This window comes from Ruegeria sp. CJ3 (assembly GCF_056536725.1).
Map to the genome: position 1 here is coordinate 183,212 of NZ_JBQFQE010000003.1, position 25,239 is coordinate 208,450.

The window sequence follows — 25,239 nt, forward strand, 5'->3', positions numbered from 1 at the left end:
CCATGCAGGGCCGCAGATCGGAACACAGGTTTCCGATAAGCGAAAACCCCGCCGATCTCTCGGCGGGGTTCTGGGATTATTCTGCGGCCTCTTCGTATTCCGACATCGGCGGGCATGTGCAGATGAGGTTTCGGTCGCCGTATGCGTTATCGACGCGGTTGACTGGCGACCAGTATTTGTCGACGCCCATGGATCCCGGAGGGAAGCAGGCCTGTTCGCGGCTGTAAGGCCGGTCCCAGTCGCCAACCAGATCGCGCACCGTGTGGGGGGCGTTTTTCAGCGGGTTGTTTTCCGCGTCGATCTTGCCGTCGATGATGTCCTGCGCCTCGGCCCGGATGGACAGCATCGCGTCGCAGAAGCGGTCCAGCTCGTCCTTGGGTTCCGATTCCGTGGGCTCGACCATCAGGGTTCCGGCGACAGGCCAAGACATAGTCGGGGCGTGGAAGCCTGAATCGACCAGGCGCTTGGCGACGTCATCCACGGTCACATGCGCCTCGGCATCCAAGGGACGGGTGTCGAGGATACATTCATGCGCCACGCGGCCGGTCTCGGACGTATAGAGGATCGGATAAGCATCCTGCAGACGTGCCGCGATGTAGTTGGCGTTCAGGATCGCCACTTTGGTCGCCTGCGTGAGACCCGCGCCACCCATCAGCAGCACATAGGCCCAGCTGACCGGCAGGATCGAAGGCGAGCCAAAGGGTGCGGCCGAGACCGGACCCACGGCGGTGCCGTATTCCGGGTGGCCGGGCAGATGCTCTTCCAGATGCGCCTTGACGCCGATCGGACCCATGCCGGGGCCACCACCGCCATGCGGGATGCAGAAGGTCTTGTGCAGGTTCAGGTGGCTGACGTCGCCGCCAATGTCACCGGGGCGCGACAGGCCGACCATGGCGTTCATGTTGGCGCCGTCGATATAGACCTGACCGCCGTGGTCATGGGTGATCTGGCAGACCTCCTGCACGGTGGTCTCGAACACGCCATGGGTGGACGGATAGGTAATCATGCAGCCGGCCAGATGGTCCGAGTGCTTTTCCGCCTTGGCGCGGAAGTCATTCAGGTCGATATTGCCGTTCTCATCCGACTGCACCGGCACCACCTGCCAGCCCACCATCTGCGCCGAGGCCGGGTTGGTGCCATGGGCCGAGGTCGGGATAAGGCAGACATTGCGGTGCCCTTCGCCGCGCGCGAAGTGATAGTTGCGGATGGTCAGCAGCCCCGCATATTCGCCCTGCGCGCCCGAGTTGGGCTGCTGGCTGATCGCGTCATAGCCGGTGATCTGGCACAGCTTGTCGTTCAGATCGTCGATCATCTCGTGATAGCCCTGCGCCTGATCTTCGGGGCAGAACGGGTGCAGGTTGCCGAACTCGGGCCAGGTGACCGGGATCATCTCGATCGTGGCGTTCAGCTTCATGGTGCAGGATCCCAGCGGAATCATCGCCCGGTCCAGCGCCAGGTCGCGGTCGGCCAGACGGCGCATATAGCGGGTCATCTCGGCCTCGGCCCGGTTCTTGTGGAAGATCGGGTGGGTCAGATACGGCGTTTCGCGCAGCGCGTAGTCCGGCAAGCGATAGGCCACGTTCGAACTGTCATCCTGACGGTCGATGCCAAAGGCACCCCAGACGGCCTCGATGGTCTCGGCCCGGGTCTGTTCGTCAAGGCTGATGCCCACTTTCGTGTCACCCACCTTGCGCAGGTTAACACCACGGGCGACGGCGGCCTCCATGACGGTGGTCTGCAAATGACCGACCTCGACCGTGATCGTGTCGAAGAAGACCTCGGGCTCAACCGAGAAGCCTGCCTCCTCCAGACCGGCTGCCAGACGCGAGGTCTTGCGGTGCACCGATTGCGCGATGGACTTGATCCCGTCGGGGCCGTGATAGACTGCATACATCGAGGCAATGACGGCCAGCAGCGCCTGCGCGGTGCAGACGTTCGAGTTGGCCTTCTCACGGCGGATATGCTGCTCGCGGGTCTGCAAGGCGAGGCGGTAGGCTTTGTTGCCCCGGCTGTCGATGCTGACACCGATGATCCGGCCCGGCATGGCCCGCTTCAGCTTGTCGGTGGTCGCCATGTAGGCAGCATGGGGCCCGCCATAGCCCATCGGCACACCAAAGCGCTGGGTCGAACCGATGGCGATATCCGCGCCCATCTCACCCGGTGACTTCAGCAACGCCAGCGACAGGATGTCGGCGGCGACAACGGCAATCGCTTTGTGTTCATGCAGCGCCGCGATCTCGGCGGTGAAGTCGCGCACATGGCCATGGGTTCCGGGGTACTGGAAGATCGCGCCAAAGACAGCACCCGCGTCGAGGCTGTCGGGATCGCCAACCTGCACATCGATGCCCAGAGGCTCGGCCCGGGTCTTGATCACCGCGATGGTCTGCGGGTGGCAGTTGCGGTCGACGAAGAAGGCCGCGTTATTTGCCTTGGACCGACCGCCGCGCTTGGCCATCGCCATCGCCTCAGCCGCTGCGGTGGCTTCATCGAGCAGCGAGGCATTGGCCACGTCCAGCCCGGTCAGGTCGCTGACCATGGTCTGGAAGTTCAGAAGCGCTTCAAGACGACCCTGGCTGATCTCGGGCTGATAGGGCGTATAGGCCGTGTACCAGGCCGGGTTTTCCAGGATGTTGCGCAGGATCGGCGCCGGGGTGGTGGTCCCATAGTAACCCTGCCCGATCAACGAGGTCAGAACGGTGTTTTTCTTCGCCACCTGCTTCATGTGGAAAAGCGCATCGCGTTCGGTCATCGCAGGACCCCAGTCCAGCGGCTCGGTCTGCCGGATTGCGGGCGGCACAGTGGCGTCAATGAGTTCGTCCAGCGTCTTGAAGCCGATCACCTTGAGCATGTCGCGCATCTCGGTCGGGCTGGGCCCGATATGGCGGCGGTTGGCGAAGTCATAGGCTTCGTAGTCGGTCAGTTTGAAAGCCATCGTTGCGCTCCTCACGGATAGGTCAGACCCGGCGGAGACTGCGGGAGCCTCCGGCGGGGATATTTTTGGCCAGATGAAGGGTGGATCCGCAAAGGGACCCACCGTTTGGTTTTAGCCGATGAAAGCCTTGTAGCCGGCTTCGTCCATCAAATCTTCGAGCTGCGACGCGTCGGTGATCTTGATCTTGTAGATCCACGCCTCGCCTTCGGGGTCTTCGTTCAGCGCACCGGGATTGTCGGCCAGCGCCTCGTTGACCTCGATGATCTCGCCATCGACCGGGGCGTAGAGTTCCGACGCGGCTTTGACCGATTCAATGACGCCGATCTCGCCGTCTTTCTCGAATTCCTCGCCCGCTTCCTGCTGCTCGACAAAGACCACATCGCCAAGCTGTTCTGCCGCGTGTTTGGTGATGCCGAGCGTCGCGGTATCGCCATTGACGTCGATCCATTCGTGTTCTTCGGAATAATAGGTTGCCATGTTGTCTGTCTCCTGGCTTCAACGCTTGTAATTCTGGGTGACGAAAGGCAGCGCCACGATCTGCGCGGGTTGCGGCTTGCCCCGGATGATCAGGTTCACCTGAGTGCCGGGCGCGGCGTGTTCTGACGCGACATACCCCATCGCCACCGGGCCGCCGACGGTGGGGCCGAAACCGCCCGAGGTGATCTGACCGATCATATCGCCGCCCGGGCTTTGAATGTCCACACCCTGACGAGCGGGGGCGCGGCCTTCGGGCTTTATACCGACCAGCTTGCGTGCGGTACCTTCGGCCAGTTCGCGCTGGATGCGGGCCGCGCCCGGGAAGCCGCCCTCTTCCTTGCGGCGCTTCTGGATCGCCCAGCCGAGGCTGGCTTCGATGGGTGAGGTGCTCTGGTCGATGTCATTGCCGTAAAGGCACAGACCCGCCTCGAGCCGCAGGCTGTCGCGCGCGCCCAGACCGGCCGCTTCGCAGTCTTCATGCGCGAGGAAGGCGCGGGTTACTTCAATCGCCTTGTCCTCGGGGATGGAAATCTCATAGCCATCTTCGCCGGTGTAGCCGAGGCGCGAGATGCGGCAATCGACCCCCAGGATCGGCGCCACGGTGGTTTCCATGAATTTCAGATCGCGGGCGGCGGGGCACAACGCCCCCACCACATCCTCGGCGCTGGGGCCCTGCACGGCGACAAGGGCACGGTCGAAAATCTCGGTAACCTCGACGCCGTCGAGATTGTCGCGCATATGCGGGATGTCCTGATGGCGCAGCGCCGCGTTCACCACCACAAAGTAATGATCGCCGGCGTTCGACACGATCAGGTCATCCATGATCCCGCCATCGGCGTTGGTAAAGAACCCATAGCGCGCTTTGCCGTCTTTCAGGGTCGCATAGGCCTGCGGACACAGAGCTTCCAGCCTATGGCCCACATCTTCGCCCCGCAGGATCACCTGCCCCATATGGCTGACGTCAAACAGAGCGGCCTTCTGACGGCACTGATTGTGTTCGCCCATGATCCCCAGCGGATATTGCACCGGCATTTCCCAGCCTGCGAAATCCACCATCTTGCCGCCGAGCTCAACATGCAGATCATAAAGCGGGGTGCGTTTCGGGGCGTCGGTCATGATGGGTACCTTCTTTTGTCAAAGTGTCAGAGGGCATGGTCCGCAGTCTGAAGCAAGCCACGTATTTTGCAACGGTCCTGTCCCCGCAGCCGGGGCGCCACGAGACGAGTCAGCGGCGGGCCGTATACGGGCGTATGCCGCAATAATGTCTCCTATAGGAAACTTTTTTCCCTTACGCAACACCTGAAGCAGGCCTCTGATCCGGTTCTGGTCGTGGGGTCGATGCGTGGCCGTACCACGAGAATCGCGGCCAAACTAATGACCTTTGTTTTGTGCGACTTAACAAAAGTCATGCCCCATCAACCAGGCAGGCTTTTTATTGCGTATTCCAACGCCTTCAACCCGGCGATCAGGTCGCCCTCGGCCGTGTCCTCGGCAAAATCGTGGCTGATTCCGTCGATCGAGGGGACAAACAGCATCGCCACCGGCATCAGGCGCGACACGTTGGTGGCGTCGTGCAGCGCCCCCGAAGGCATCCGGCGCCAGCAGCCCGGCGCGATCCGTTCCGCGCCTTGCTCAAGCGCCTGTTGCAACTGCGGGTCCATCGCAACGGGTTCCAGCCCCAGCATCGGGCCGAACTCCAGCGCCATGGCGCGCTGATCCGCCACTTCCTGCGCGGTGGTTCGGATAATCTCCTCGATCCGGGCCAGGCGCCCGGGATCACCGTCGCGCCATTGCATCGAGAACCGCGCCCGGCCGGGCACGATAGAGGACGCATTGGGGTGCAGATCGACATGCCCGATGGTCCAGACCGTCCGCGGTGTGACCACGTTGCGCAGCCGGTCGTTGATCAATTCGCTGAACGCCGCCAGCGCCTGAAACGCGTCGCGGCGCAGGTGCATCGGGGTGGTGCCTGCGTGGTTCTGCTGGCCTTCAAAGGTGATCTTCATGTCGCGGATACCGACGATATCGGTCACGACGCCGATCTGTTCGCCTTCGGTATCCAGCACAGGACCCTGTTCGATATGCATCTCGATGAACCCCGAGAACCGGCCCGGATCGACAAAGGGCTTGGCCAGATCAGCCATAGCGGCCCGCGCCGTGCCAAACGTGATGCCCGCGTGATCGCCAAGGCCATCCGCCTGCGCCAGATCAAGCCCCCCGGACCAGACGGCCGAGCCGGTGGTGACGCCGAACCGCCCCTCCTCATCCTGAAAACTGACGACCGAGACAGGGCGGTCGCTGCTTCGCGCAACCTCAAGCGCGGCGATCACGCCCAGGGCACCATCCAGCCAGCCGCCCTCGGGCTGGCTGTCGGAATGGGATCCCAGCAGCAGAGAGGGCGCATCACTCAGCCCGAACAGGTTTCCAACCGGGTCGAAATGTGGCTGCAGCCCGGCCTCTTCCATCCGTCCGGCCAGCCAGCGGCGCGCAGCAATATCGGCCTCGGAATAGGCTGGGCGGACAACGCCCTTGTCGGCGCCAGAGGCGCCGAATGTGCGCAGCTTGTGCAGATCGGCCAGAAACCGGTTTTCATCGACCGCCATGACATCCCCCATTATGCCTTGGTCCAACCATACGCCCCGGACATGAACCCGCAAGCCATCGCGGCGGCGTCAGGGCCGATTTTTCGCCTGCCCCTCTGGCACCGGTCCCGAACCTGCCCTAAGACATCTGCGCAAGAGGGATCGCCATGTCACATATCACACTGGTCCGCCACGGGCAGGCCAACACCGCAGCGCGCGACGAGGTCAGCTATGACCGCCTCAGCCCGCTGGGCCACCAGCAGGCGCAATGGCTGGGCGCGCATCTGCACGATACGCGGGCGCATCATCCGCGGGTCTATTGCGGCACGCTGAACCGGCATGTGGAAACCGCCGCCAGTATGGGCCTGACCGCCCCGGTGCGCGACGCCCGGCTGAACGAGATCGAATACTTCACCCTCGCCCAGCTTTACCAGCAGCAGCACGGGGTCAAGATTCCGACTGACCGCGAGGGCTTTGTCGAACACCTGCCCCGCACTTTCACCGCCTGGGCCAATGGCGAGATCGAGGGCGCGCCCGAGACATTCGAACAGTTCGAATCCCGCGTCCGCGACGCCCTGCACGAGATCGGGACCGATGGTGGGGCTGCCATCGTTGTGACCTCGGGCGCGCTGATCTCGATGGTGGTGCGGCAGGCCATGGGGCTGGACATCCCGTCTATGGCGCGGGTGGCCCTTGCCATCATGAACACGTCGATGCATCGTCTGCACCCGATTGGCGCACAGCTGAGCCCGGTTCTGTTCAACGCGGTGCCCCATCTGGAAGCACCCGACCGGCAATACGCACAGACCCACCTGTAAGGAGGCCTTGAATGCAGCTTTATTACGCCCCCCGTACGATCTCGGTTGCCGTTGCGATTGCTTTGGAAGAGGCCGGGCTGGAATACGAAGCCATCAGGCTGGACTTTGCCGGGGGTGAGCAGACCAAGCCCGCTTACAAGCAGATCAACCCCAAGGGCCGGGTTCCGGCGCTGGTGGTGGACGGAGGTATCCTGACCGAAACCGGCGCGCTGCTGGACTACATCGCGGCAGTTGCGCCGCAAGCCGGGCTGGTCCCCGATGATCCGGTGATGGCAGCGCGGATGCGCGAGGTGATGTATTACCTCGCCTCGACCATGCATGTGAACCACGCCCACAAGCTGCGCGGCCACCGTTGGGCGGACAATGAAGCCAGTTGGCAGGACATGGCCGGAAAAGTGACCGAGACGATGACCGCCTCCTGCAGCTATATCGTATCCGGCGGATTGCGCGGGCCGTTTGTACTGGGAGACGCGTTCTCGCTGGCGGATGCCTATCTCTATGTGGTGTGCAGCTGGCTGGAAGGCGACGGCGTAGATGTCTCGGCCTTTCCCAAGATCATCGCCTTCCGCGAGACGATGGAGGCGCGGGCTTCGGTTCAGGCGGTGCGTGCCGCCGGAATGCTCTGACATAAAGGAATAGCAATGACACATCTCTGGGTCCGGGCCGAGCAGCGCCAGAACGAGGAACGGGTCGGGCTGACCCCCGAAGGGGCCGCCGCACTGATCGCGGCGGGTCTGCGGGTGACGGTCGAGGAAAGCCATGTCCGCGCCATTCCGATTGACGGCTACAGGGAGGCGGGCTGCGAGATTGCGGCTGAGAACAGCTGGCCCGAGGCTCCGCTGGACGCGGTCATTTTCGGCCTCAAGGAACTGCCCGAGGATGGCACGCCCCTGCCCCATCGCCACATCATGTTCGGCCATGCGTTCAAGGGTCAACATTCTGGCCGCGCGCTGCTGCAGCGGTTCAAGGCCGGGGGCGGCACACTCTATGATCTGGAATATCTGGTGGACGAAGATGGCCGCCGGGTCGCTGCCTTTGGCTATTGGGCCGGGTATGCGGGGGCCGCCGTCACCCTGAAAACATGGGCTGCGCAGCAACGGGGCACGCAATGCCCTGCGGTTGGCGTCTACCCCAGTCAGGATGCGCTGAATGCCGAACTTCGGGCCGAGCTTGACGCCATCGGCGCAAACCGCCCAACCGCCATCGTCATCGGAGCCCTGGGCCGCGTCGGCTCGGGTGCCGCCGATCTGTGTCAGGCGATGGGTGTTCACGTCACCAAATGGGACATGGCTGAAACCGCCAGCGGCGGGCCGTTTCCCGAAATCCTGAATCACAATCTGTTCCTGAACTGCATCTTCGCCCGCCCCGGCACACCCGTCTTTGTCCCGCGCGAGGCTTTGACCGCCCCGCGCACCCTGACGGCCATCGGCGACGTGGCCTGCGACCCGGACAGCGACTACAACCCGGTTCCCGTCTATGACCGCGCAACCACATGGGACGCGCCCGCCCTGCGTGTGGCGGCTGATCCGGTGATGGATGTCATGGCCATCGACAACCTGCCCTCAATGCTGCCGGTCGAAAGTTCGGAAGACTATGCCGCGCAGCTGCTGCCGTCCTTGCTGTCCCTGACCGATCCGGGCAGCGGCGTCTGGGGCCGGGCAGAGGCAACCTATAACACCCATATGAGAGGGATCTGAGCGATGACGATTCACTGGTGCGGCACCGGCCTGTCCGCCATCCCCGGCCTGCGCCGTCTGATCGAGGGCGGGCATGATGTCACCGTCTGGAACCGGACCATCGACAAAGCCCGCGCCGAGGTCGGAGACCTGACCGGCGACATCCGCGCTTTCGACATCGACGCTCTGGGCGCGGTGCTGGCAAAGGGCGATGTCATCGTCTCGATGCTGCCCGGCGACTGGCATGTGCCTTTGGCAGAACTGGCCATCTCGAAACAGGCCAATTTCGTGTCATCATCCTACATCGCCCCCGAAATGCGCGCGCTGGACGCTGCCGCGCGCGCGGCTGGCGTGGCACTGGTCAACGAGGTCGGGCTGGACCCCGGCATCGACCACCTGATGGCGCATGCTCTGGTGGCGGATTACCGCGCCTCAGACGCGTTCGACGCGCAAAACCACCTGAGCTTCATTTCCTATTGCGGCGGCATCCCCAAGAACCCGAACCCGTTCCGCTATAAGTTCAGCTGGTCCCCGCTGGGCGTGCTCAAAGCACTGCGCTCGCCGTCCAAGTCCATCCGCGATTATGCCCCGCTGGACGTCGCCCGCCCGTGGGACGCGATCACCAGCTACATCGCGCCGCTGCCAACCCCGGAAAGCTTCGAGGTCTATCCCAACCGCGACTCGCTGCCCTTCATGGCCGAGTACCAGTTCGAGGATCACTGGACCGTCAAGGAATTCGTCCGCGGCACCCTGCGCCTGAACGGCTGGGCCGATGCCTGGTCGGACATTTTTGCCGAAATCGAAACGTTGTCCGGCCCAGAGGGCGATGCCCGCCTCAAAGAGATGTCGGATCAGTTCTGGGCAGAAAACGCCTATGACGAAGGCGAGCCGGACCGGGTGGTTCTGTGCGTTGGCCTCAAAGCCGAACGCGGTGGCACCGAAGTATGGCACAAGACCTATGTCATGGATGCCTGGGGCGACGCGCGCGGCACCGCGATGGCGCGCTTGGTATCGGTCCCGGTCTCTTTGGCCGTCGAAGCAGTGCTGACCCGCGCCATCCCGGCGGGCGTTCACGCCGCCCCAAGTGACCCGAAGCTGGTGCAGGGCTGGATGACCCAGATCGACCGGCTGGCACAGCACCTGCAGATCGTGGATCACCTTGGTTAAAACAAAAAACAGCCATTCCAGCTAATCTGGAATGGCTGCTGCTGCGATGCGCGCTCAGATGAATTGCGCAATCACCGCTTCGATATCGACGCGATTGATCCCCAGCTCCGACAGCTCGCGGTCAGATAACCGATTCAACTCCTGAGCCGCGCTGACGATGTCTCGCCTGATCGCACGCATTTGCATCGCCCGGTCGAACAACACCAACGCACTGCTCAAAGGGCACTGATCCCAAGTCTGGCTTGTATCCAGCATGGTTCACCTCCTCCTGTTGGCAACGGCAAGGCCGCAGGCTCAGCCCTGCGCCCGATAGGGTCGGTTATGATATACGCTTTGATAGGCCTGCTGCCGGATTTCACCCCGCGGGACACCAATATCTTGCAGCTGGCGATCGCTCAGACGTTCCAGATCGCGAATGGTCTTAGCCAGCCGCTTGCGGCGAAAGGTTTCAACCTTCGCTTCGGCATAGGTGTCGAACAGCCCCCAAAAGAACGGTTTCTTCTGAACCTCAGCAGTTTGTGCATATGTCATCAGACGTCCTCCAAATCTGAATTGTGTTTCCCTTCACACATCAGATAAAGGAGGCCCGCGTTAACGGCACCCGACCGATAGATTAAGGTTCGTTAACCTTGCCCGCCCGATCCACCAGCCGTTTCGAAAGCCCGCGCCAAGTAAACAGACCTCAACTGCAAGCAACAAAAAAGACCGCAAAAACGCGATCCTTCATCTGGCCATAAATATCCCGGGGAGCGCGAGGGGCTGGCCCCTCACTCCGACACGCGCCCGCAGGTACCTACATCAAATCGTTCTCGACATCCTCTGCCGAGATTCCCAAGGCATCCAACCCGTTCTCAAGGTGATCCGACAGATGCGGCGTGCCGATCAGATAATCCGCGCAAGGGGTCGAGGCCTCGGATTTGGCGGTGGCGATGGCTTCGGCCAGGTCTTCGGCGAAAAAGCTCTCGCGACCGATCCACATGACTGCGACCAGTTCCGCCTGCTCATCCTCGCCCATCCGATCGATGAACGCACGCAATTCGCCCTCGGCCCGATCCAGCTCGCGCCCCATCATGGCGACCTGGGCGATTTTTCTTGCCGAGATTTCCAACATCTGTCCCAACTCCTCGTCTTCGCGGTTCAGACTTATCTGAACCACGCCAGAAGACACCCGTCTTTGATCTTACGCAAGCCGGCGATGTTTACTGGCGCGAGCGTGAAACAGGCCGATCCGGCACCGGGGCCGTGCGAAACGGGCTGAACCGCGCCTTCTTGAGCCACAGCTTCAGCGCCTGCCAATGGATCAGGAACACCGCCCGCCGCGCCCCGAAGGGCCGCCGCCAAAGCGAGCGCAGGATCACCCGGTCGCTCAACGGCGCACGCACCCCGGTCAGCGTCGCGATCAGCCCGCCCCGTTCGCGGCCATAATCAATCCAAACCCCCACCCGGTCCGGGCGATAGTCGAAACGGAAGGTATAGGTGCCTTCGATCTGCTGAAACGGCGAAACGTGCATCAGCTTGTCGGCCAAAATCCGGTCGGTCGGCTCGATCGGCGACAAATCAGGCTTGTGGCACAGATAGCTGTGGCGCGTGCCGTAGGTGTTCGTCACCTCAGCCACCACCGCATAGAGGTGATCTGCCTCATCGAAGCAGAACCAGAAGCTGACCGGGTTGAACACATGACCCAACACGCGCGGCTGCGTCAGCAACGCCATTCGCGCAGGTTGCGGCACCGCCTGCTCGTCAAACCGTTCACGCAGCCAGACCGCGCCGCGGCCCTGACCGGGCTCACCGCCATGATCGCGGTCCCGCCAGTTGGTCAGGTTGCGGCGGTTGAGCGAAAACAGCGCCGGGGTCTCGGGCCGCGCCTCGGGATCGAACAGGATGTAGTCGACCGAATAGCGAAACGCATTTTCGATCGCGCCTTTGCGCCCGTGATAGGTATGACCCGCTATATGATCGACCCGGTCCATGTTTTCCGATCTGCCCGTAAACTGTTCAAACGGCGCTGTTTTCCACACATGCACCTGTTCTATATTACGATACCTAGCGCAGTTTGGATGAAAATAAGCCTGCAAACTGATCCGGCTTGGGCTGCGCCGCGTATTGTGATTATGTTTACCGAGACTGACACCGTGACTCTGGACGAACCGGCGGCCGAGGCTGCTCCGAAACGTGCCATGCGCGGACCCAGACGCAGCAGGGGCAGGCCGGTGAACGGATCGAAGAACATATGTGACACGCGGCAGGACTGGGCGGATCATGTAAAACGCATCCGCGATGCGCAGGATCAGGCGGCGTTTGCCGAGCTGTTTCAGCATTTCGCGCCCCGGATCAAGGCGTTCCTGATGAAGTCAGGGTCCGACGCCACGATGGCCGAGGAATGCGCGCAAGAGGTGATGGCGACCCTGTGGCACAAGGCGCATCTGTTCGATCCGACACGGGCCACCGTGGCCACATGGGTGTTCACAATCGCGCGGAACAAGCGCATCGACGTGATCCGCAAACAACGCCGCCCCGAGCCCGAAGATCTGGGATGGGGCCCCGAAGCCGAGCCGGAACAAGAAGACGTTCTGGCACTACGACAAGAAACAGCGCAGTTGCGCACCGCGTTGACCGCGTTGCCAGAGGCGCAAAGACAGCTGATCGAGAAAGCCTATTTTGGTGATCTGAGCCATCGGGAAATCGCATCTCAGACCGGATTGCCACTGGGCACGATCAAATCACGGATACGGCTGGCGCTGGACCGCCTGCGCCATGCGATGAACTGAGATGAAGATGATGGAACAAACGATCAAACATCACCTGACAGATGACCTGTTGATGGCCTATGCCGCAGGCAACCTGCCCGAGGCCTTCGACCTGATGGTCGCCACGCACCTGTCGCTCTGCGACCATTGCCGCGCCCGGGCCGAGAGCTTTGATGCGGTGGGCGGCTGCGTGCTGGACGAACAGCCCGGTTCGGCCCAAATGGGGCAAGATTCGCTAGCAGCGACCATGGCGCTGATTGCGCAGGGCGCGCCAACACCCAGACCCACACGCCCCGCCTGTTCGGTGCTGCCCGCCCCGCTGCGGGATTATGTCGGCGGCGATGTGACCGCGATCAAATGGAAGCCCATCGGCATGGGCGTCAAACAGGCCATCCTGCCCACCACGCGCGAGGCCACCGCCCGGCTTTTGTTTATCCCCGCAGGCGCGGCTGTGCCCGATCACAGCCACCATGGCACCGAGCTGACCATGGTCCTGCAGGGCGCGTTCTCGGACGAGGTCGACCATTTTGCCCGCGGCGATGTCGAGATCGCCGACGAGGACCTGCACCACACCCCGGTCGCGGACATGGCCGAGGATTGCATCTGTTTCGCGGTTACTGACGCACCGCTGAAGTTCACCAAACTGATGCCGCGCCTATTCCAACCGTTCCTGCGCATCTGATCGACTGTGATAGACTGCAGCGGACGTATCTGATCGTACGGAGGTCGCTGTCATGATCAAACCCCTGACCCTGTCATGCTGTCTGTTGTTTTGCGCCAGCAGCGTGTCGGCCCAGATGACCGCCGACGTAAAGTTCCAGCCCGGCAATTTCGGGACGATGGTGAACGGAACTATCATCGGTGACGAATATTTCGACTACAAGCTGGGCGCGAAGGCGGGGCAAGAGATGTTTGCCGACCTCAAGGTAAGCGACACCAACGGCAATGGTGTAATCTATTTCAACATCCTGCCACCGGGCAGCGACGGTGTTGCGATCTACAATGGTTCGATTGACGGCAATACCGCCCGGATCGACCTGCCCGAGGATGGGGATTACACGATCCGCGTCTACCTGATGGGCAATGATCGCGATACCGGCAAGACGGTCGGTTACAATCTGGACCTGTCGATCCAGTAGCGCCTAACCCTCGGTCTTGCCCAGTGGCACCACGTTTGTGTGATCCTCGGGGGCCAGTTCCTCGAAATCGAAATTGTCCAGCCGCTGCGCCCGACGCCCGGCCTTTTCGGCGCTGATCTTGATTTCAGAGATATCCTTGGCCGCCTGCCCGAAATGCCGGTCAAGGTTGGACACACGGTCGCCCAACCGGTCCACATCCTTGTGCAACATGCCCAGCTCTTTACGGATCGCGCCCGCCTGTTCCCGCATCCGCGCGTCTTTCAGGATCGCGCGCATGGTGTTCAGCGTCGCCATGCAGGTGGTCGGCGACACGATCCACACCCGCGCCGCAAACCCCTCGCGCACGACATCCGGTAAGCGCGCGTGCAGCTCGGCATAGATCGCCTCGGACGGGACAAACATCAGCGCGCCGTCGGCGGTTTCGCCGTCCAGGATGTATTTCTCGGATATCGCCTTGATATGCACCTTTACCGCCGCCCCAAAGGCGCGCAGGCATTTGTCGACCTCTTCACGGGTTTGGGCCGCGGCCAGCGCCTCAAAATCCTCGAGCGGGAATTTGGCGTCGATGACGATGGGTCCCGGCGGGTTGGGCAGGTGAATCAGGCAATCGGCACGCTTGCCGTTCGACAGGGTGGCCTGCAGCGAATAGCTGTCGGCGGGCAGTGCCTTGGAGACGATATCGTTCAGCTGAATCTCACCAAACATACCGCGTCGCTGCTTGTTCGACAGGATATCCTGCAGAGACAACACATCGCCCGACAATTTGGTGATATTGTCCTGCGCCTTGTCGATGGCCGCCAGACGCTCCTGCAATTGCGTCAGAGACGTCGCAGTCTGTTTTGACGAGCCATGCAGGGTCTCTTTCATCCGCTCCTGCATCTCAGCCAAGGCGCGCGCCGATTTCATCGCATTATCCGCCAGCCGGTCGTTCATCTGCTGCTGCACCGAGGACAGGCGCGATTCCACCGTCTGGATCACCTGCACCTGTGCATTGGCCTGCGTGTCCGAGACATGCTGCAACCCGCCGCGCAACTGCTCCTGACCCTGACCCAATTGCTGCACATGCTGACCCAGATGGGCCATCTGCCGCGCCAGAGGTTCCGCCATCCGGGCCGAGCGATTAGCCGCGCGCAGAGACAGAAACAGCAGCAGCAGGATCAGCGCCACAACGCCGCCTGCGGCCAGGATCACAGGGTCGTTCAGCGCCACTTGGGTTCCAGCAATCTCGATCATGTCGCCTCAGATGTTCTTGTTTTATTCTTCATAGCCCGGTCGCGCGCCGGGATCAACTGCGCCCGAACAGACGCTCGATATCGCTGAGCTTGAGTTCCACATAGGTCGGGCGCCCATGGTTACATTGGCCGGAATGGGGCGTCGCCTCCATCTCACGCAGCAGGGCATTCATTTCTTCGGCCCGCATCCGGCGGCCCGACCGGACCGAGCCATGACAGGCCACGCGGCTGAGTATCACCTCGATCCGTGCCTGAACTGTCTGGCTTTCGCCCTGATCCGCCAGCTCGTCGAGGATATCGAGGATCATCGCACGCGCATCGACTTCGCCCAGAATGGCCGGAGTTTCGCGCACGGCAATGGCTCCGCCGCCGAAGGGTTCCAGCGTCAGGCCGAGGCGCGACAGATCGTCGGCAACAGCCATCAGACGGGCACAGTCGCCTCCGGACAGTTCCACGATTTCCGGGATCAACAACGCCTGCGCCGCGACGCCGTTTTGGGCCATTTGGGCCTTCAGCTTTTCATAGACCAAACGCTCATGTGCTGCGTGCTGGTCAACGATCACCATGCCATCGGCGGTCTGGGCGATGATGTAATTCTCATGCACCTGCCCGCGCGCGGCCCCCAAGGGCAAATCATCCACCGGAGCCTCGGCGACGGGTGCGGGGTCTGGCGCGGGTTCGACAATGCGACCGCTGTAATCCTGCGACAGTTCGGCAAAGCCAGGGGACTGGGCCCGGTACGCTGCCTGCCGTGCGGCAGGCGAGGGGCGGTCCATCTGATAGACCCGCGCGGGGGCGGTCGGTGCGGTCTCGGGCCGCATCGCGCCCAAGGTCGCATTGGCCACGGTCGAGGACGCCCGGTGACCGGCCTCGGCCAGCGCATGCCGCAAGGCCGAAACGATCAGCCCGCGCGCGATGCCGGGATCGCGGAACCGAACCTCGGATTTGGCGGGGTGAACGTTTACATCCACCAGCGTCGGGTCACAGTCGATGAACAGCGCGGCCGCCGGGTGGCGGTCACGGCTGAGGAAATCGAAATATGCCGCGCGCAGCGCTCCGGTCAGCATCTTGTCCCGCACCGGGCGGCCATTGACAAACAGGTATTGCGCCACCGCTGCGCCCCGCGAATAGGTCGGCAGCGCAGCGTAGCCATACAGCCTGATCCCCTCACGCGTGGTGTCGATGCGCAGGGCGTTCTCGGCAAACTCGCGTCCGATCACCCGCGCCAGGCGGGCGTGCAAGGCGTCGAACAAATCTCCATTCTCGCGGTCGGCGCGGAAGGTCACGCGCCCCTCGCCCCCGCCCGATACATCACGCAGGGTGAAGGTGATCGCAGGTTCAGCCATCGCCAGACGCTTGACCGTATCCGAGATCGCCTGCGCCTCGGCCCGGTCGGTGCGCATGAATTTCAGCCGCGCAGGCGTAGCAAAGAACAGATCGCGCAGTTCGACCACCGTGCCGGAGCGCAGTGCAGCGGGTTTCACCGCTTCCATCTGCCCGCCAGCCACGCGAACCTGCGCCGCCTCGGCACCCGGCACCCGGCTGGTGATGGTCAGACGGCCCACCGCGCCCAGCGACGGCAGCGCCTCGCCCCGAAAGCCAAATGTGTGGATATTGAGCAAATCCGAGCCATCGATCTTGGACGTCGCATGGCGCGACAAAGCCAGAGGCAAATCTTCGGCCGCAATGCCACACCCGTCATCGGTGACGCGAATCAGGGTCTTGCCGCCGTCGGCGATGTCGATGGCGATGCGCGTAGCCCCGGCATCGATGGCATTTTCGACAAGTTCCTTGACCGCCGAGGCTGGGCGTTCCACCACTTCACCGGCGGCAATGCGGTTGATCGCAGCATCGTCAAGCTGCCGGATCACCGGGCGATTTTCGCTGATATTGGGGTTTGCCTGCGCCATACCACCAGACCTAGCACAAGCCTGTGCGATTCTGCCACCGGTTTGATAAGGAGTGAGAGCCCGAAAATGAGGCGTCCGGACAGTTTCACCATGCCAATAAGGGGGTCGCGGCAACGGTCAGAACTGCCCGGACAAGCCAAAGTGAGTGGTGGTCATCCATTTAACAATTGAAGGACTTGTAGCATGTAAACCGGAATAAATCTTGTTAAGATTTAACGATTGTTTCCATCCGGCAGAGTTTGGCCGATCTCCTGCGCGCGCAATTGGCACAAAAATGCCGGGTCAAGCCGCCCCGGGTGCACCGGATCGGGTGCGGCAGGGACCGAAGACCGCCGTTGCCGCCAGTATCAGCCCCGACACCGTCGCAATCATCCCCGCCGCGCTGACCGCATCAGCGCCACCCAGCCAGAGCGGCCCGTAGCCGGCCAGCACATAACCCAATACGGCGGAGAGGATGGCAAAGAGGACGCTCCAGGCGATCTGCGCCTCCAGCCGGTTGGTCATCATCCGCGCGGCGGCGGGCGGGCAGATGAACATGGCGATAACGATGATCGAGCCGACGGCGTCAAACGCCGCCACCGCAGCGATCGCCGCGGTGAGGATCAGCGCCAGACCCAGCGGGCCGGTGCGGATACCAATGGTGCGGGCAAAGCCTTCGTCGAACGTGGATATCTTCAGGGGCCGCCAGAACAACCAAGTGAACAGGATCACGCCCACCAGCGTCAGCGCGATGCGTGGCAACTCGGGCGGCAATCCGGCCAGCGCCTGCAGGTCCAGCACCGAGGCCCAACCGGTTGCGTCCAGCCAGATCAGGCTCTCCAGATTGCCATACAGCGCATGTTCCACATCCAGATGCACGGTCGAGGTGTCGGTCTGCTCCAGCAGCAGCACACCGCCTGCGAACATGGTGGTGAACACAACGCCCATCGCCGCGCCGGGCTCGATCCGGCCCAGCCGCCGGATTGCCTCGATCATCACCACGGCGACCACGGCAGCGCCCGCCGCGCCCAGCATCATGGGCCAGGTCGAGATCGCTCCGGTCAGCAGAAAGGCCACGACGATGCCCGGCAGCACCACATGGCTTATCGCGTCACCGATCAGGGCCTGTTTGCGCAGCACCAGAAAGTTGCCCGGCAGCGCGCAGGCGATCGCCGCGAAGGTGCCGATCAACAGGGGCGTCAGCGACAGAGGGACGAATTCTTCACCACTCATGGCAGAACCCCTTGCGGGCCGCCGATGCGGCGGTCGATTTCGGCAATCTGGTCGCGGGTCAGTACGGTCTCGATATCGCGCAACCCGTCATAGAGCGCGGCGGTCGCCTCATGCGCCTGATCGGTGCGGACGATTTCCCAGCGCTTCTCATCCCGCAGGGCCTTGGCGGCGCGGGCCTTGCCCGTCTCGGTCGCCACGCCGTCGGCACGGGCCAGCCCGGCGCGGCGCAGCAAGCGGATGGTCAGCGGTTCATAGATCGTCTGCCCCTGCGCCAGCGCCAGCAGCCCCTGCCGGATATGCACCCGGCGCTGGAATCGCAGGTGGCGTAGCACGGCGGCCAGCACGCCGCGCACCGGGGCCAGCAGCAGCGACAGGGCAAAGAAACCAAAGCTGACCAGCACGATGATCGGCCCCGTGGGCAGGTTCGGGGCCGAGGCCGATAGCGCCGCCCCCAGATACCCGGCCAGACCGCCCGCCAGACCGGCCAGCAGCACCACCCGGTCCGAGCGTTCGGTCCAGAAGCGCGCGGTCACGGGCGGGATGATCAGCAGCGCGACGATCAGGATCAGGCCGACGATCTTGAGGCCCACCACGGTCACCGCCATGACCAGCCCCATCATTGCCAGATCGATCCGGTGCACCGGCAGCCCCCGGGCGGCAGCATATTCGGGGTCGAACGCCACCAGCGTCATCGGACGGCGCAGGATCATCACCAGCGCCAGCGTCGCCGCCCCTCCGATGGCGATGACCAGCGCATCGGCCCACAGCATCCCGGCGGTCGAGCCCAGCAGGAACCCTTCGAGCCCAGCCTGACGGCCCACGCCCATGGTCTGAATGATCGTCAACAAAACGATGCCAAAACCGAAGAACACCGACAGGACCGCTCCGATCGCCGCATCTTCGGCCAGACGTGTGCGGCGGGTCAGCCAGTTCAGGCACAGCAACCCGACCCATGCAGACAGGGCAGATCCCGCCAGCAAGCCCGGCAGATTGCGCCCGTCACCGCCCAACGCGACCAACACCATGAAGGCCAGACAGACCCCCGGCAGGGTCGCGTGGCTGATCGCGTCGCTGACCAGCGCGCGTTTGCGCAGAAACAGGAATGTGCCGGTCACCCCGGCAGAGACGCCCAGCAAGCTCGCACCGATGGCGACCAGCGTAGCGTTATAGCCAAGCTGCTGGGTCAGCGCGTCCCACAACATGACCTAGCCCAGCGCGCGCGAAATCTGGTCGATCTGCGCGGTGGCTAGACGGCCTCCGTACGCGGCTTGAAGGGTCTCGGCGGTGAAGGCCTCGGCTACGGGGCCTTCGGCTACCTTGCGGGTATTGATCAGGAACACATGGTCGAAATAATCGGTTACCGTGGCCAGATCGTGATGCACCACGACAACGGTCTTGCCCGCCTCTTTCAGCGATTTCAGGACCGCGATGATGGCCTTTTCGGTGGCCGCATCGACCCCGGCAAAGGGTTCGTCCAGCAGATACAGATCGGCCCCCTGCGCCAGTGCGCGGGCCAAGAACACGCGCTGCTGCTGGCCGCCGGACAACTGACCGATCTGGCGGTCGGCGAAATCATGCATTCCAACGCGGTTCAGGCAGTCTATCGCGCGCGCCATGTGCCGGGCACGAACGCGGCCCAGCAGACCCAACTCGCGCGACAGGCCCATCAGCACCACGTCGATCACGCGGGTCGGGAAATCCCAATCCACACTGGCACGCTGCGGCACGTAAGCGATGCGGGCGCGCTGCTGCCCGAGCGGTTTGCCATCAACCGTCACCTGTCCGGACAGAGGTTTGACGATCCCCAGCGCCGCTTTCAGCAGCGTCGACTTACCCGCACCATTGGGGCCGATGATCGCGGTCATCGCGCCGGGCTGCACGGTCATGTCGACCGAGAACACTGCGGGTTTCTGACCGTAGGAAACAGTCAGGCCACGAATGGCCAGCGGGCTGGTTTCAACGCCCTGCCCCGCGACCGCTACGCCCTGATCCGATGCCAGTTTCAACATGGCCTAAAACCCCGCCGACAATTTGCCGTCCATGCCACCGCCCGGCGCGTCCGCGCCCAAAGCGCCCGCAATCACGGTGATATTATGGTCCAGCATCCCGACATATGTGCCCTCGTAAGTGCCAGGCTCGCCCATCGCGTCCGAGAACAGCTCACCGCCCACGCGGACCTCATGCCCCTTGGCCGCAGCCCCTTCGATCAGCGCGCGGATGGAACGATCAGAGACCGAGCTTTCCACAAACACAGCCGAGACCTGACGGTCGACCAGCAGATCGACCAGTTCGCCGATCCGGTTCAGACCGGCCTCGGACTGGGTCGAGATGCCCTGAATGCCCATCACCTCGAACCCGAAACTGTCGCCAAAATAGCCGAACGCATCATGCGCCGTGACCAGCACCCGCGCATTGTCCGGCACTGCGCCCAGCGTCTGCTGTGCATAGGCCGACAACCGGTCGAGATCAGCCAAATGCGCCTGCGCGTTGGCGGCAAAGCTGTCGGCGGCCTCGGGGCGGGCCTCGGTCAGGGCGGTTTGCACTTCGATCACCACATCGCGCCACAGGTCGGGCGTCATCCACAGATGCGGGTCGTATTTGTCGGCGTAATCGTCATGAGCGCGCAGTTTCGACGTGTCGATACCTTCGGCCACGGCCACCACGGCGCGTTTGCGGCCGAGGTCATGGAAGAAGTCCTCCATCTGCGCCTCAAGATACAGGCCATGCCACAGAACCAGATCGGCGCGGGTCATCGCCACGATGTCGCTGCGGGTCTGGCGATAGGCATGGGGATCGACGCCGGGGCCCATCAGGCCCTTGACCTCGACCAGATCGCCGCCGACCTGACGGGCCGCATCGGCAATCATGCCGGTGGTGGCGACCACTTTCAGCGGCGCCTCGGCCCACCCGGTCACGGGCAACGTTACGGCAAAGGCCAAAGCCGCTATGAAGCTGCGACGAATCATGTTCAACCCCAAGTCATGTGATGTGGTAAGACTGAATATGCGAACCATTCGCAACTAAGTCAATGCTATTGAGAATTATTCGCAATAAATCGCCTGTTTTTGTCCATTTGGTCAAAAAAGATGCCCATCGGTGGTGCCCTGTGTCTTCCATTCCACGGCATGTCATGCGATTTTGGCGCAAACCTCCCAAAGGATGTGAAGATGGAAACGCAGAGCTCAGAAAGCCCCGTGCGCACCGCGCATCTGCCACAAGTGACCGAGCCCCGCAATCCGGGCATGGCGCTGGATGTGGACTGGGTGCGCGCCGTTCAGGCCAACACCTCGGCCATTGAACGCCGCGCGGCGACCCTGCCGGGGCGGCGGTCGGTGAAGAAAGACTATCAGGCGGCGTGGCTGCTCAAGGCGATCACGATGATCGACCTGACCACGCTGGCGGGCGATGACACGGTGGGCCGCGTGCGCCGTTTGTGCGCCAAGGCCCGCCAGCCCGTTTCGCCCGCGCTGTTGCAGGCGCTTGACATGCCGCCGATCACCACCGGCGCAGTCTGCGTCTATCACGACATGATTGAACCCGCCGTTGCGGCGCTAAAGGGCACCGGCATTCCGGTGGCCGCCGTCTCCACGGGTTTCCCGGCCGGTCTGTCACCGTTCCACCTGCGCGTGGCCGAGATCGAGGAAAGCGTGAAAGCCGGTGCCGAGGAGATCGACATCGTGATCTCGCGCCGCCATGTATTGTCGGGCGACTGGCAGGCTTTGTATGATGAGATGAAAGCCTTCCGCACCGCCTGCGGCGATGCCCATGTAAAAGCCATTCTGGCGACCGGAGAGCTGGGCAGCCTGCGCAACGTGGCCCGCGCCTCGGTCGTGTGCATGATGGCGGGGGCGGATTTCATCAAAACCTCGACCGGCAAGGAAAGTGTGAACGCGACGCTGCCGGTGTCGCTGGTGATGATCCGGGCGATCCGCGATTATTATGACCGCACCGGATACCGCGTGGGGTACAAGCCCGCAGGCGGGATTTCGAAAGCCAAAGACGCACTGGTCTATCTGTCGCTGATCAAGGATGAACTGGGCGACCGCTGGCTGGAACCGGACCTGTTCCGGTTCGGTGCATCATCGCTGCTGGGCGATATCGAGCGGCAGCTGGAACATTATGTCACCGGGGCTTACTCGGCTGGCTATCGTCACTCCATGGGCTGAGGGCAAAACAATGACAGTCAAAGAAATCTTCGACACCATGGACTATGGCCCCGCCCCCGAAAGCGCCGCCGAGGCGCTGGCCTGGCTGGTCGATCAGGGCGACCGGTTCGGGCATTACATCGATGGGGCCTTCACCAAGCCCGGCAAGGGCTTTGACAGCCGCAACCCGGCAACGGGCGAGGTTCTGGCCACGCTCACCCAGGCCACGCAGGCCGAGGTAGATGCCGCCGTGGCCGCCGCGCGCAAGGCGCAGCCGAAATGGGCCGGGCTGGGCGGCGCGGGCCGGGCGCGGTATCTTTATGCGCTCGCAAGGTTGCTGCAGAAACATGCGCGACTGTTCGCTGTGCTGGAAAGCCTCGACAACGGCAAGCCGATCCGCGAAGCGCGGGATATCGACGTGCCCTTGGTCCAGCGGCATTTCTACTATCACGCGGGCATGGCACAGCTGATGGAGAGTGAGCTACCCGATGCCGAACCTCTGGGCGTGTGCGGCCAGATCATCCCGTGGAACTTCCCGTTGCTGATGCTGGCGTGGAAGGTTGCGCCTGCGCTGGCGATGGGCAACACGGTGGTTCTGAAACCGGCTGAATATACCTCGCTGACCGCATTGCTGTTTGCCGATATCTGCACACAGGCCGGGCTGCCCAAGGGCGTGGTCAACATCGTCACCGGCGACGGCGCGGTGGGCGAGATGATCGTGGCCTCGGATGTCGACAAGATCGCCTTTACCGGCTCGACCTCGGTCGGGCGGCGTATCCGCGAGGCGACCGCCGGGTCAGGCAAGGCGCTGACGCTGGAGCTGGGCGGCAAGTCGTCCTATGTGGTGTTTGACGATGCCGATATCGACTCGGCCATCGAGGGGCTGGTCGACGCGATCTGGTTCAATCAGGGTCAGGTCTGCTGTGCGGGCTCGCGCCTGCTGGTGCAGGAGGGCATTGCCGAACGGTTCTATGACAAACTGCGCGCGCGGATGGACAAGCTGCGGGTGGGCGATCCGCTGGACAAATGCATCGACGTGGGCGCGGTTGTGGACCCGATCCAACTGCAGGCGATCACGCGGATGGTTGACGGCAACACCGTGGGCCAGATGCACCGCGCCGCCTGTGACATGCCCGAGAACGGGTGTTTCTATCCTCCGACGCTGATCACCGGGCTCGAGACCTCGGACCCGCTGATGCAGGAGGAGATCTTTGGCCCGGTGCTGGTATCGTCGACCTTCCGCACCCCGGCCGAGGCGGTCGAACTGGCCAACAACACCCGCTATGGGCTGGCCGCGACCGTATGGACCGAGAACGTGAACCTGGCGCTGGACATCGCACCCAAGCTGGTTGCGGGCGTGGTCTGGGTCAATGCCACCAACCTGTTCGACGCCGCTGCCGGGTTCGGCGGCGTGCGCGAAAGCGGCTTTGGCCGCGAGGGCGGTTGGGAAGGGCTGGCGGCCTATACCCGGCCCAAGGGCAAGGCCAAAGCTTTGACCAAGGTCGAGGCGGCTTCGGGTCAGGGGGCCTCGGTTGATCCCATCGACCGGACCGCCAAGATGTATGTCGGCGGCAAGCAGGCGCGGCCCGATGGCGGCTATTCAAAACCTGTCTGGAGCAAATCGGGCCTGCTGGGTCATGTCGGGCTGGCCAACCGCAAGGATGTGCGCAACGCGGTCGAGGCCGCGGCGGGCGCAAAAGGCTGGGCCAAGACCACGGGCCATTTGCGGGCGCAGATTCTGTATTACATCGGCGAGAACCTCTCGGCCCGCGCGGGCGAGTTTGCCGCGCGCATCGACGCGATGACCGGCAAGAAGGGCGGCGCGCAAGAGGTCGAGACCGCAATTCAGCGCCTGTTCACCGCTGCGGCCTGGGCCGACAAGTATGATGGTCAGGTGCATGGCGTTCCGATCCGCGGCGTGGCGCTTGCGATGAAAGAACCAGTGGGCGTGATCGGTGCGCTTTGCGCCGATGACGTACCGCTGCTGGGTCTGGTCTCGGCCCTGGCTCCGGCGATTGCGATGGGCAACCGGGTGGTGCTGGCCGCATCCGAGCCCTACCCGCTGGCGGCGACCGATTTCTATCAGATTCTCGAGACGTCGGACGTGCCCGCAGGCGTGGTCAACATCCTGACCGGCAGCCATGCGGAACTGGCCGGACCGCTGGCTTCGCATCTGAATGTGGATGCGGTCTGGTCCTTCTCGTCCACCGACCTGTCGGCGCAGATCGAAAAGGCATCCGCCGGGAACCTCAAGCGCACATGGGTCAATAACGCGACGGCATTTGACTGGACCGTGGACCATTCGCGCCGCTTCCTGCAGGCTGCGACCGAAGTGAAGAACATCTGGGTGCCCTACGGCGAGTAGGGCTCCCGTCAGGGAGGCCCATATGGATTTTTCAGGACAGACAGTCATCGTCATCGGCGGCACCAGCGGCATCAACCGAGGCATTGCCGAGGCCTTTGCCACCGCAGGCGCGAAGCTGGCCGTGGCCAGCCGGTCGCAGGACAAGGTGGACGATACCATCGCCGCGCTGAAAGCCGCCGGCGCGCAGGATGCGACCGGTGCGGCGTTTGACGTGCGCGAGCCGGACGCGGTGGCCGCTGGCCTGAAGCAATTCCATGATGTGTTTGGCGATTTCAACGTGCTGATCTCGGGCGCGGCGGGCAACTTTCCGGCGCTGGCGGCGGAGATGTCGGTCAATGCGTTCAAGACGGTGATCGACATCGATCTGATGGGCACGATCCACGTAATGAAGGGCGCCTATCCCTATCTGAAACGGCCCGGAGCCAGCATCATCAACATCTCGGCCCCGCAATCCTATCTGCCTTATGAAGGTCAGGCCCATGTCTGCGCCGCCAAGGCCGGGGTCGATCAGATCACCCGGACGCTGTCGATGGAATGGGGGGTCGAGGGCATCCGCGTGAATTCGGTCGTGCCCGGTTTCATCGAGGGTACCGAAGGGGCCAAACGCCTTGCGCCCACACCCGATGCGGGCGAGGCGCTGCGCCGTGACGTGCCCTTGGGCCGGTGGGGGCAACCGCAGGACGTCGCCAATGCCTGCCTGTTTCTCAGCTCGGACATGGCCAGCTATGTCAGCGGTACGGTACTGGCGGTCGATGGCGCGCTGTATCAGCGCGGGTCCGGCAAGTTTGGCCAGATGATGGGGCAGATGCTGCGCGAGGCAAAAAAGGGCTGAGCACC

General features: G+C 63.1%; 24 protein-coding genes. 10 read left to right on the forward strand and 14 right to left on the reverse strand.

The genetic code is table 11. From position 1 onward, the window contains the following. Positions 1–76 precede the first annotated feature (76 nt). The 4 genes from gcvP to ACR0J1_RS06670 form a co-directional block, all read right to left on the reverse strand. Positions 77–2,932: an aminomethyl-transferring glycine dehydrogenase gene (gene gcvP, locus ACR0J1_RS06655; RefSeq protein WP_480731606.1), complete on the reverse strand. Its 2,856-nt coding sequence runs from the start codon at positions 2,930–2,932 to the stop codon at positions 77–79. A 111-nt stretch (positions 2,933–3,043) separates the two neighbouring features. Then, positions 3,044–3,409, reverse strand: a complete 366-nt coding sequence (gene gcvH, locus ACR0J1_RS06660) for a glycine cleavage system protein GcvH (RefSeq protein ID WP_480731607.1) — start codon at positions 3,407–3,409, stop codon at positions 3,044–3,046. Between the two features lie 18 nt (positions 3,410–3,427). Continuing rightward, entirely contained in the window at positions 3,428–4,525 is a 1,098-nt protein-coding gene (gcvT, locus tag ACR0J1_RS06665) for a glycine cleavage system aminomethyltransferase GcvT (protein WP_480731609.1), read from the reverse strand. Between the two features lie 299 nt (positions 4,526–4,824). Continuing rightward, the gene (locus tag ACR0J1_RS06670) at positions 4,825–6,012 is read right to left on the reverse strand and encodes a Zn-dependent hydrolase (RefSeq protein ID WP_480731610.1); all 1,188 of its coding nucleotides are present in this window, start codon (positions 6,010–6,012) and stop codon (positions 4,825–4,827) included. A 146-nt stretch (positions 6,013–6,158) separates the two neighbouring features. On the opposite strand from ACR0J1_RS06670, the gene ACR0J1_RS06675 reads away from it, so the two are divergent. From ACR0J1_RS06675 to ACR0J1_RS06690, 4 genes are read left to right on the forward strand one after another with little or no spacing between them, the layout of a single operon-like run. Then, the gene (locus tag ACR0J1_RS06675) at positions 6,159–6,809 is read left to right on the forward strand and encodes a histidine phosphatase family protein (protein WP_480731612.1); all 651 of its coding nucleotides are present in this window, start codon (positions 6,159–6,161) and stop codon (positions 6,807–6,809) included. An 11-nt stretch (positions 6,810–6,820) separates the two neighbouring features. Next, positions 6,821–7,435 (forward strand): glutathione S-transferase family protein, encoded by a 615-nt coding sequence (locus ACR0J1_RS06680; RefSeq protein ID WP_480731614.1) that lies wholly within the window; start codon positions 6,821–6,823, stop codon positions 7,433–7,435. A 15-nt stretch (positions 7,436–7,450) separates the two neighbouring features. Then, a complete protein-coding gene (locus ACR0J1_RS06685; RefSeq protein WP_480731615.1) occupies positions 7,451–8,506 on the forward strand; it encodes a saccharopine dehydrogenase in 1,056 nt (351 codons plus the stop codon). A gap of 3 nt (positions 8,507–8,509) precedes the next feature. Beyond that, positions 8,510–9,652 (forward strand): saccharopine dehydrogenase C-terminal domain-containing protein, encoded by a 1,143-nt coding sequence (locus ACR0J1_RS06690; RefSeq protein WP_480731617.1) that lies wholly within the window; start codon positions 8,510–8,512, stop codon positions 9,650–9,652. Positions 9,653–9,706: 54 nt separating this feature from the next. Here ACR0J1_RS06690 and ACR0J1_RS06695 read toward each other — a convergent pair whose 3' ends face one another. From ACR0J1_RS06695 to ACR0J1_RS06710, 4 genes are all read right to left on the reverse strand, one after another. After that, positions 9,707–9,907, reverse strand: coding sequence for a DUF1127 domain-containing protein (locus ACR0J1_RS06695; protein ID WP_480731618.1), 201 nt, complete (start codon positions 9,905–9,907; stop codon positions 9,707–9,709). A 39-nt stretch (positions 9,908–9,946) separates the two neighbouring features. Beyond that, complete coding sequence (locus tag ACR0J1_RS06700; RefSeq protein WP_480731620.1) at positions 9,947–10,183, reverse strand: DUF1127 domain-containing protein; 237 nt, start codon at positions 10,181–10,183, stop codon at positions 9,947–9,949. A 262-nt stretch (positions 10,184–10,445) separates the two neighbouring features. Then, positions 10,446–10,763: a DUF3775 domain-containing protein gene (locus ACR0J1_RS06705; protein ID WP_170408475.1), complete on the reverse strand. Its 318-nt coding sequence runs from the start codon at positions 10,761–10,763 to the stop codon at positions 10,446–10,448. A gap of 88 nt (positions 10,764–10,851) precedes the next feature. Then, positions 10,852–11,622 (reverse strand): DUF1365 domain-containing protein, encoded by a 771-nt coding sequence (locus ACR0J1_RS06710; RefSeq protein WP_480731621.1) that lies wholly within the window; start codon positions 11,620–11,622, stop codon positions 10,852–10,854. A 141-nt stretch (positions 11,623–11,763) separates the two neighbouring features. Between ACR0J1_RS06710 and ACR0J1_RS06715 the strand changes: the two genes are divergently transcribed. Genes ACR0J1_RS06715 through ACR0J1_RS06725 form a run of 3 tightly spaced genes read left to right on the forward strand, consistent with a single transcriptional unit; the run spans position 11,764 to position 13,538 of the window. Continuing rightward, a complete protein-coding gene (locus ACR0J1_RS06715; protein ID WP_480732142.1) occupies positions 11,764–12,420 on the forward strand; it encodes a sigma-70 family RNA polymerase sigma factor in 657 nt (218 codons plus the stop codon). Between the two features lie 10 nt (positions 12,421–12,430). Continuing rightward, the gene (locus ACR0J1_RS06720; protein WP_480732144.1) at positions 12,431–13,081 is read left to right on the forward strand and encodes a ChrR family anti-sigma-E factor; all 651 of its coding nucleotides are present in this window, start codon (positions 12,431–12,433) and stop codon (positions 13,079–13,081) included. Between the two features lie 52 nt (positions 13,082–13,133). Then, positions 13,134–13,538 carry a hypothetical protein gene (locus ACR0J1_RS06725; protein ID WP_480731623.1) on the forward strand — a complete coding sequence of 135 codons (405 nt, stop codon included), beginning with the start codon at positions 13,134–13,136 and terminating at the stop codon, positions 13,536–13,538. Between the two features lie 3 nt (positions 13,539–13,541). On the opposite strand, the gene ACR0J1_RS06730 is transcribed toward ACR0J1_RS06725, so the two are convergent. The 6 genes from ACR0J1_RS06730 to ACR0J1_RS06755 all read right to left on the reverse strand — a co-directional run bounded on the left by ACR0J1_RS06730 (position 13,542) and on the right by ACR0J1_RS06755 (position 20,858). After that, positions 13,542–14,771 carry a DNA recombination protein RmuC gene (locus ACR0J1_RS06730; RefSeq protein ID WP_480731625.1) on the reverse strand — a complete coding sequence of 410 codons (1,230 nt, stop codon included), beginning with the start codon at positions 14,769–14,771 and terminating at the stop codon, positions 13,542–13,544. A 52-nt stretch (positions 14,772–14,823) separates the two neighbouring features. Further along, positions 14,824–16,680, reverse strand: a complete 1,857-nt coding sequence (gene mutL, locus ACR0J1_RS06735) for a DNA mismatch repair endonuclease MutL (RefSeq protein ID WP_480731627.1) — start codon at positions 16,678–16,680, stop codon at positions 14,824–14,826. Positions 16,681–16,962: 282 nt separating this feature from the next. Next, positions 16,963–17,892 (reverse strand): metal ABC transporter permease, encoded by a 930-nt coding sequence (locus tag ACR0J1_RS06740; protein WP_480731629.1) that lies wholly within the window; start codon positions 17,890–17,892, stop codon positions 16,963–16,965. After that, entirely contained in the window at positions 17,889–19,094 is a 1,206-nt protein-coding gene (locus ACR0J1_RS06745; RefSeq protein WP_480731630.1) for a metal ABC transporter permease, read from the reverse strand. The genes ACR0J1_RS06740 and ACR0J1_RS06745 overlap by 4 nt, the downstream gene beginning before the upstream one ends. A 3-nt stretch (positions 19,095–19,097) precedes the next feature. After that, the gene (locus ACR0J1_RS06750; protein ID WP_480731632.1) at positions 19,098–19,901 is read right to left on the reverse strand and encodes a metal ABC transporter ATP-binding protein; all 804 of its coding nucleotides are present in this window, start codon (positions 19,899–19,901) and stop codon (positions 19,098–19,100) included. A gap of 3 nt (positions 19,902–19,904) precedes the next feature. After that, complete coding sequence (locus ACR0J1_RS06755) at positions 19,905–20,858, reverse strand: metal ABC transporter solute-binding protein, Zn/Mn family (protein WP_480530378.1); 954 nt, start codon at positions 20,856–20,858, stop codon at positions 19,905–19,907. A 201-nt stretch (positions 20,859–21,059) separates the two neighbouring features. Between ACR0J1_RS06755 and deoC the strand changes: the two genes are divergently transcribed. Genes deoC through ACR0J1_RS06770 form a run of 3 tightly spaced genes read left to right on the forward strand, consistent with a single transcriptional unit; the run spans position 21,060 to position 25,234 of the window. Further along, positions 21,060–22,058: a deoxyribose-phosphate aldolase gene (gene deoC, locus ACR0J1_RS06760; protein ID WP_480731634.1), complete on the forward strand. Its 999-nt coding sequence runs from the start codon at positions 21,060–21,062 to the stop codon at positions 22,056–22,058. A 10-nt stretch (positions 22,059–22,068) separates the two neighbouring features. After that, on the forward strand, positions 22,069–24,402 hold the full coding sequence (locus ACR0J1_RS06765) for an aldehyde dehydrogenase family protein (RefSeq protein WP_480731635.1): 2,334 nt from the start codon (positions 22,069–22,071) through the stop codon (positions 24,400–24,402). A 22-nt stretch (positions 24,403–24,424) separates the two neighbouring features. Further along, positions 24,425–25,234: an SDR family oxidoreductase gene (locus tag ACR0J1_RS06770; protein WP_480731637.1), complete on the forward strand. Its 810-nt coding sequence runs from the start codon at positions 24,425–24,427 to the stop codon at positions 25,232–25,234. The last annotated feature ends 5 nt before the right edge of the window (positions 25,235–25,239 follow it).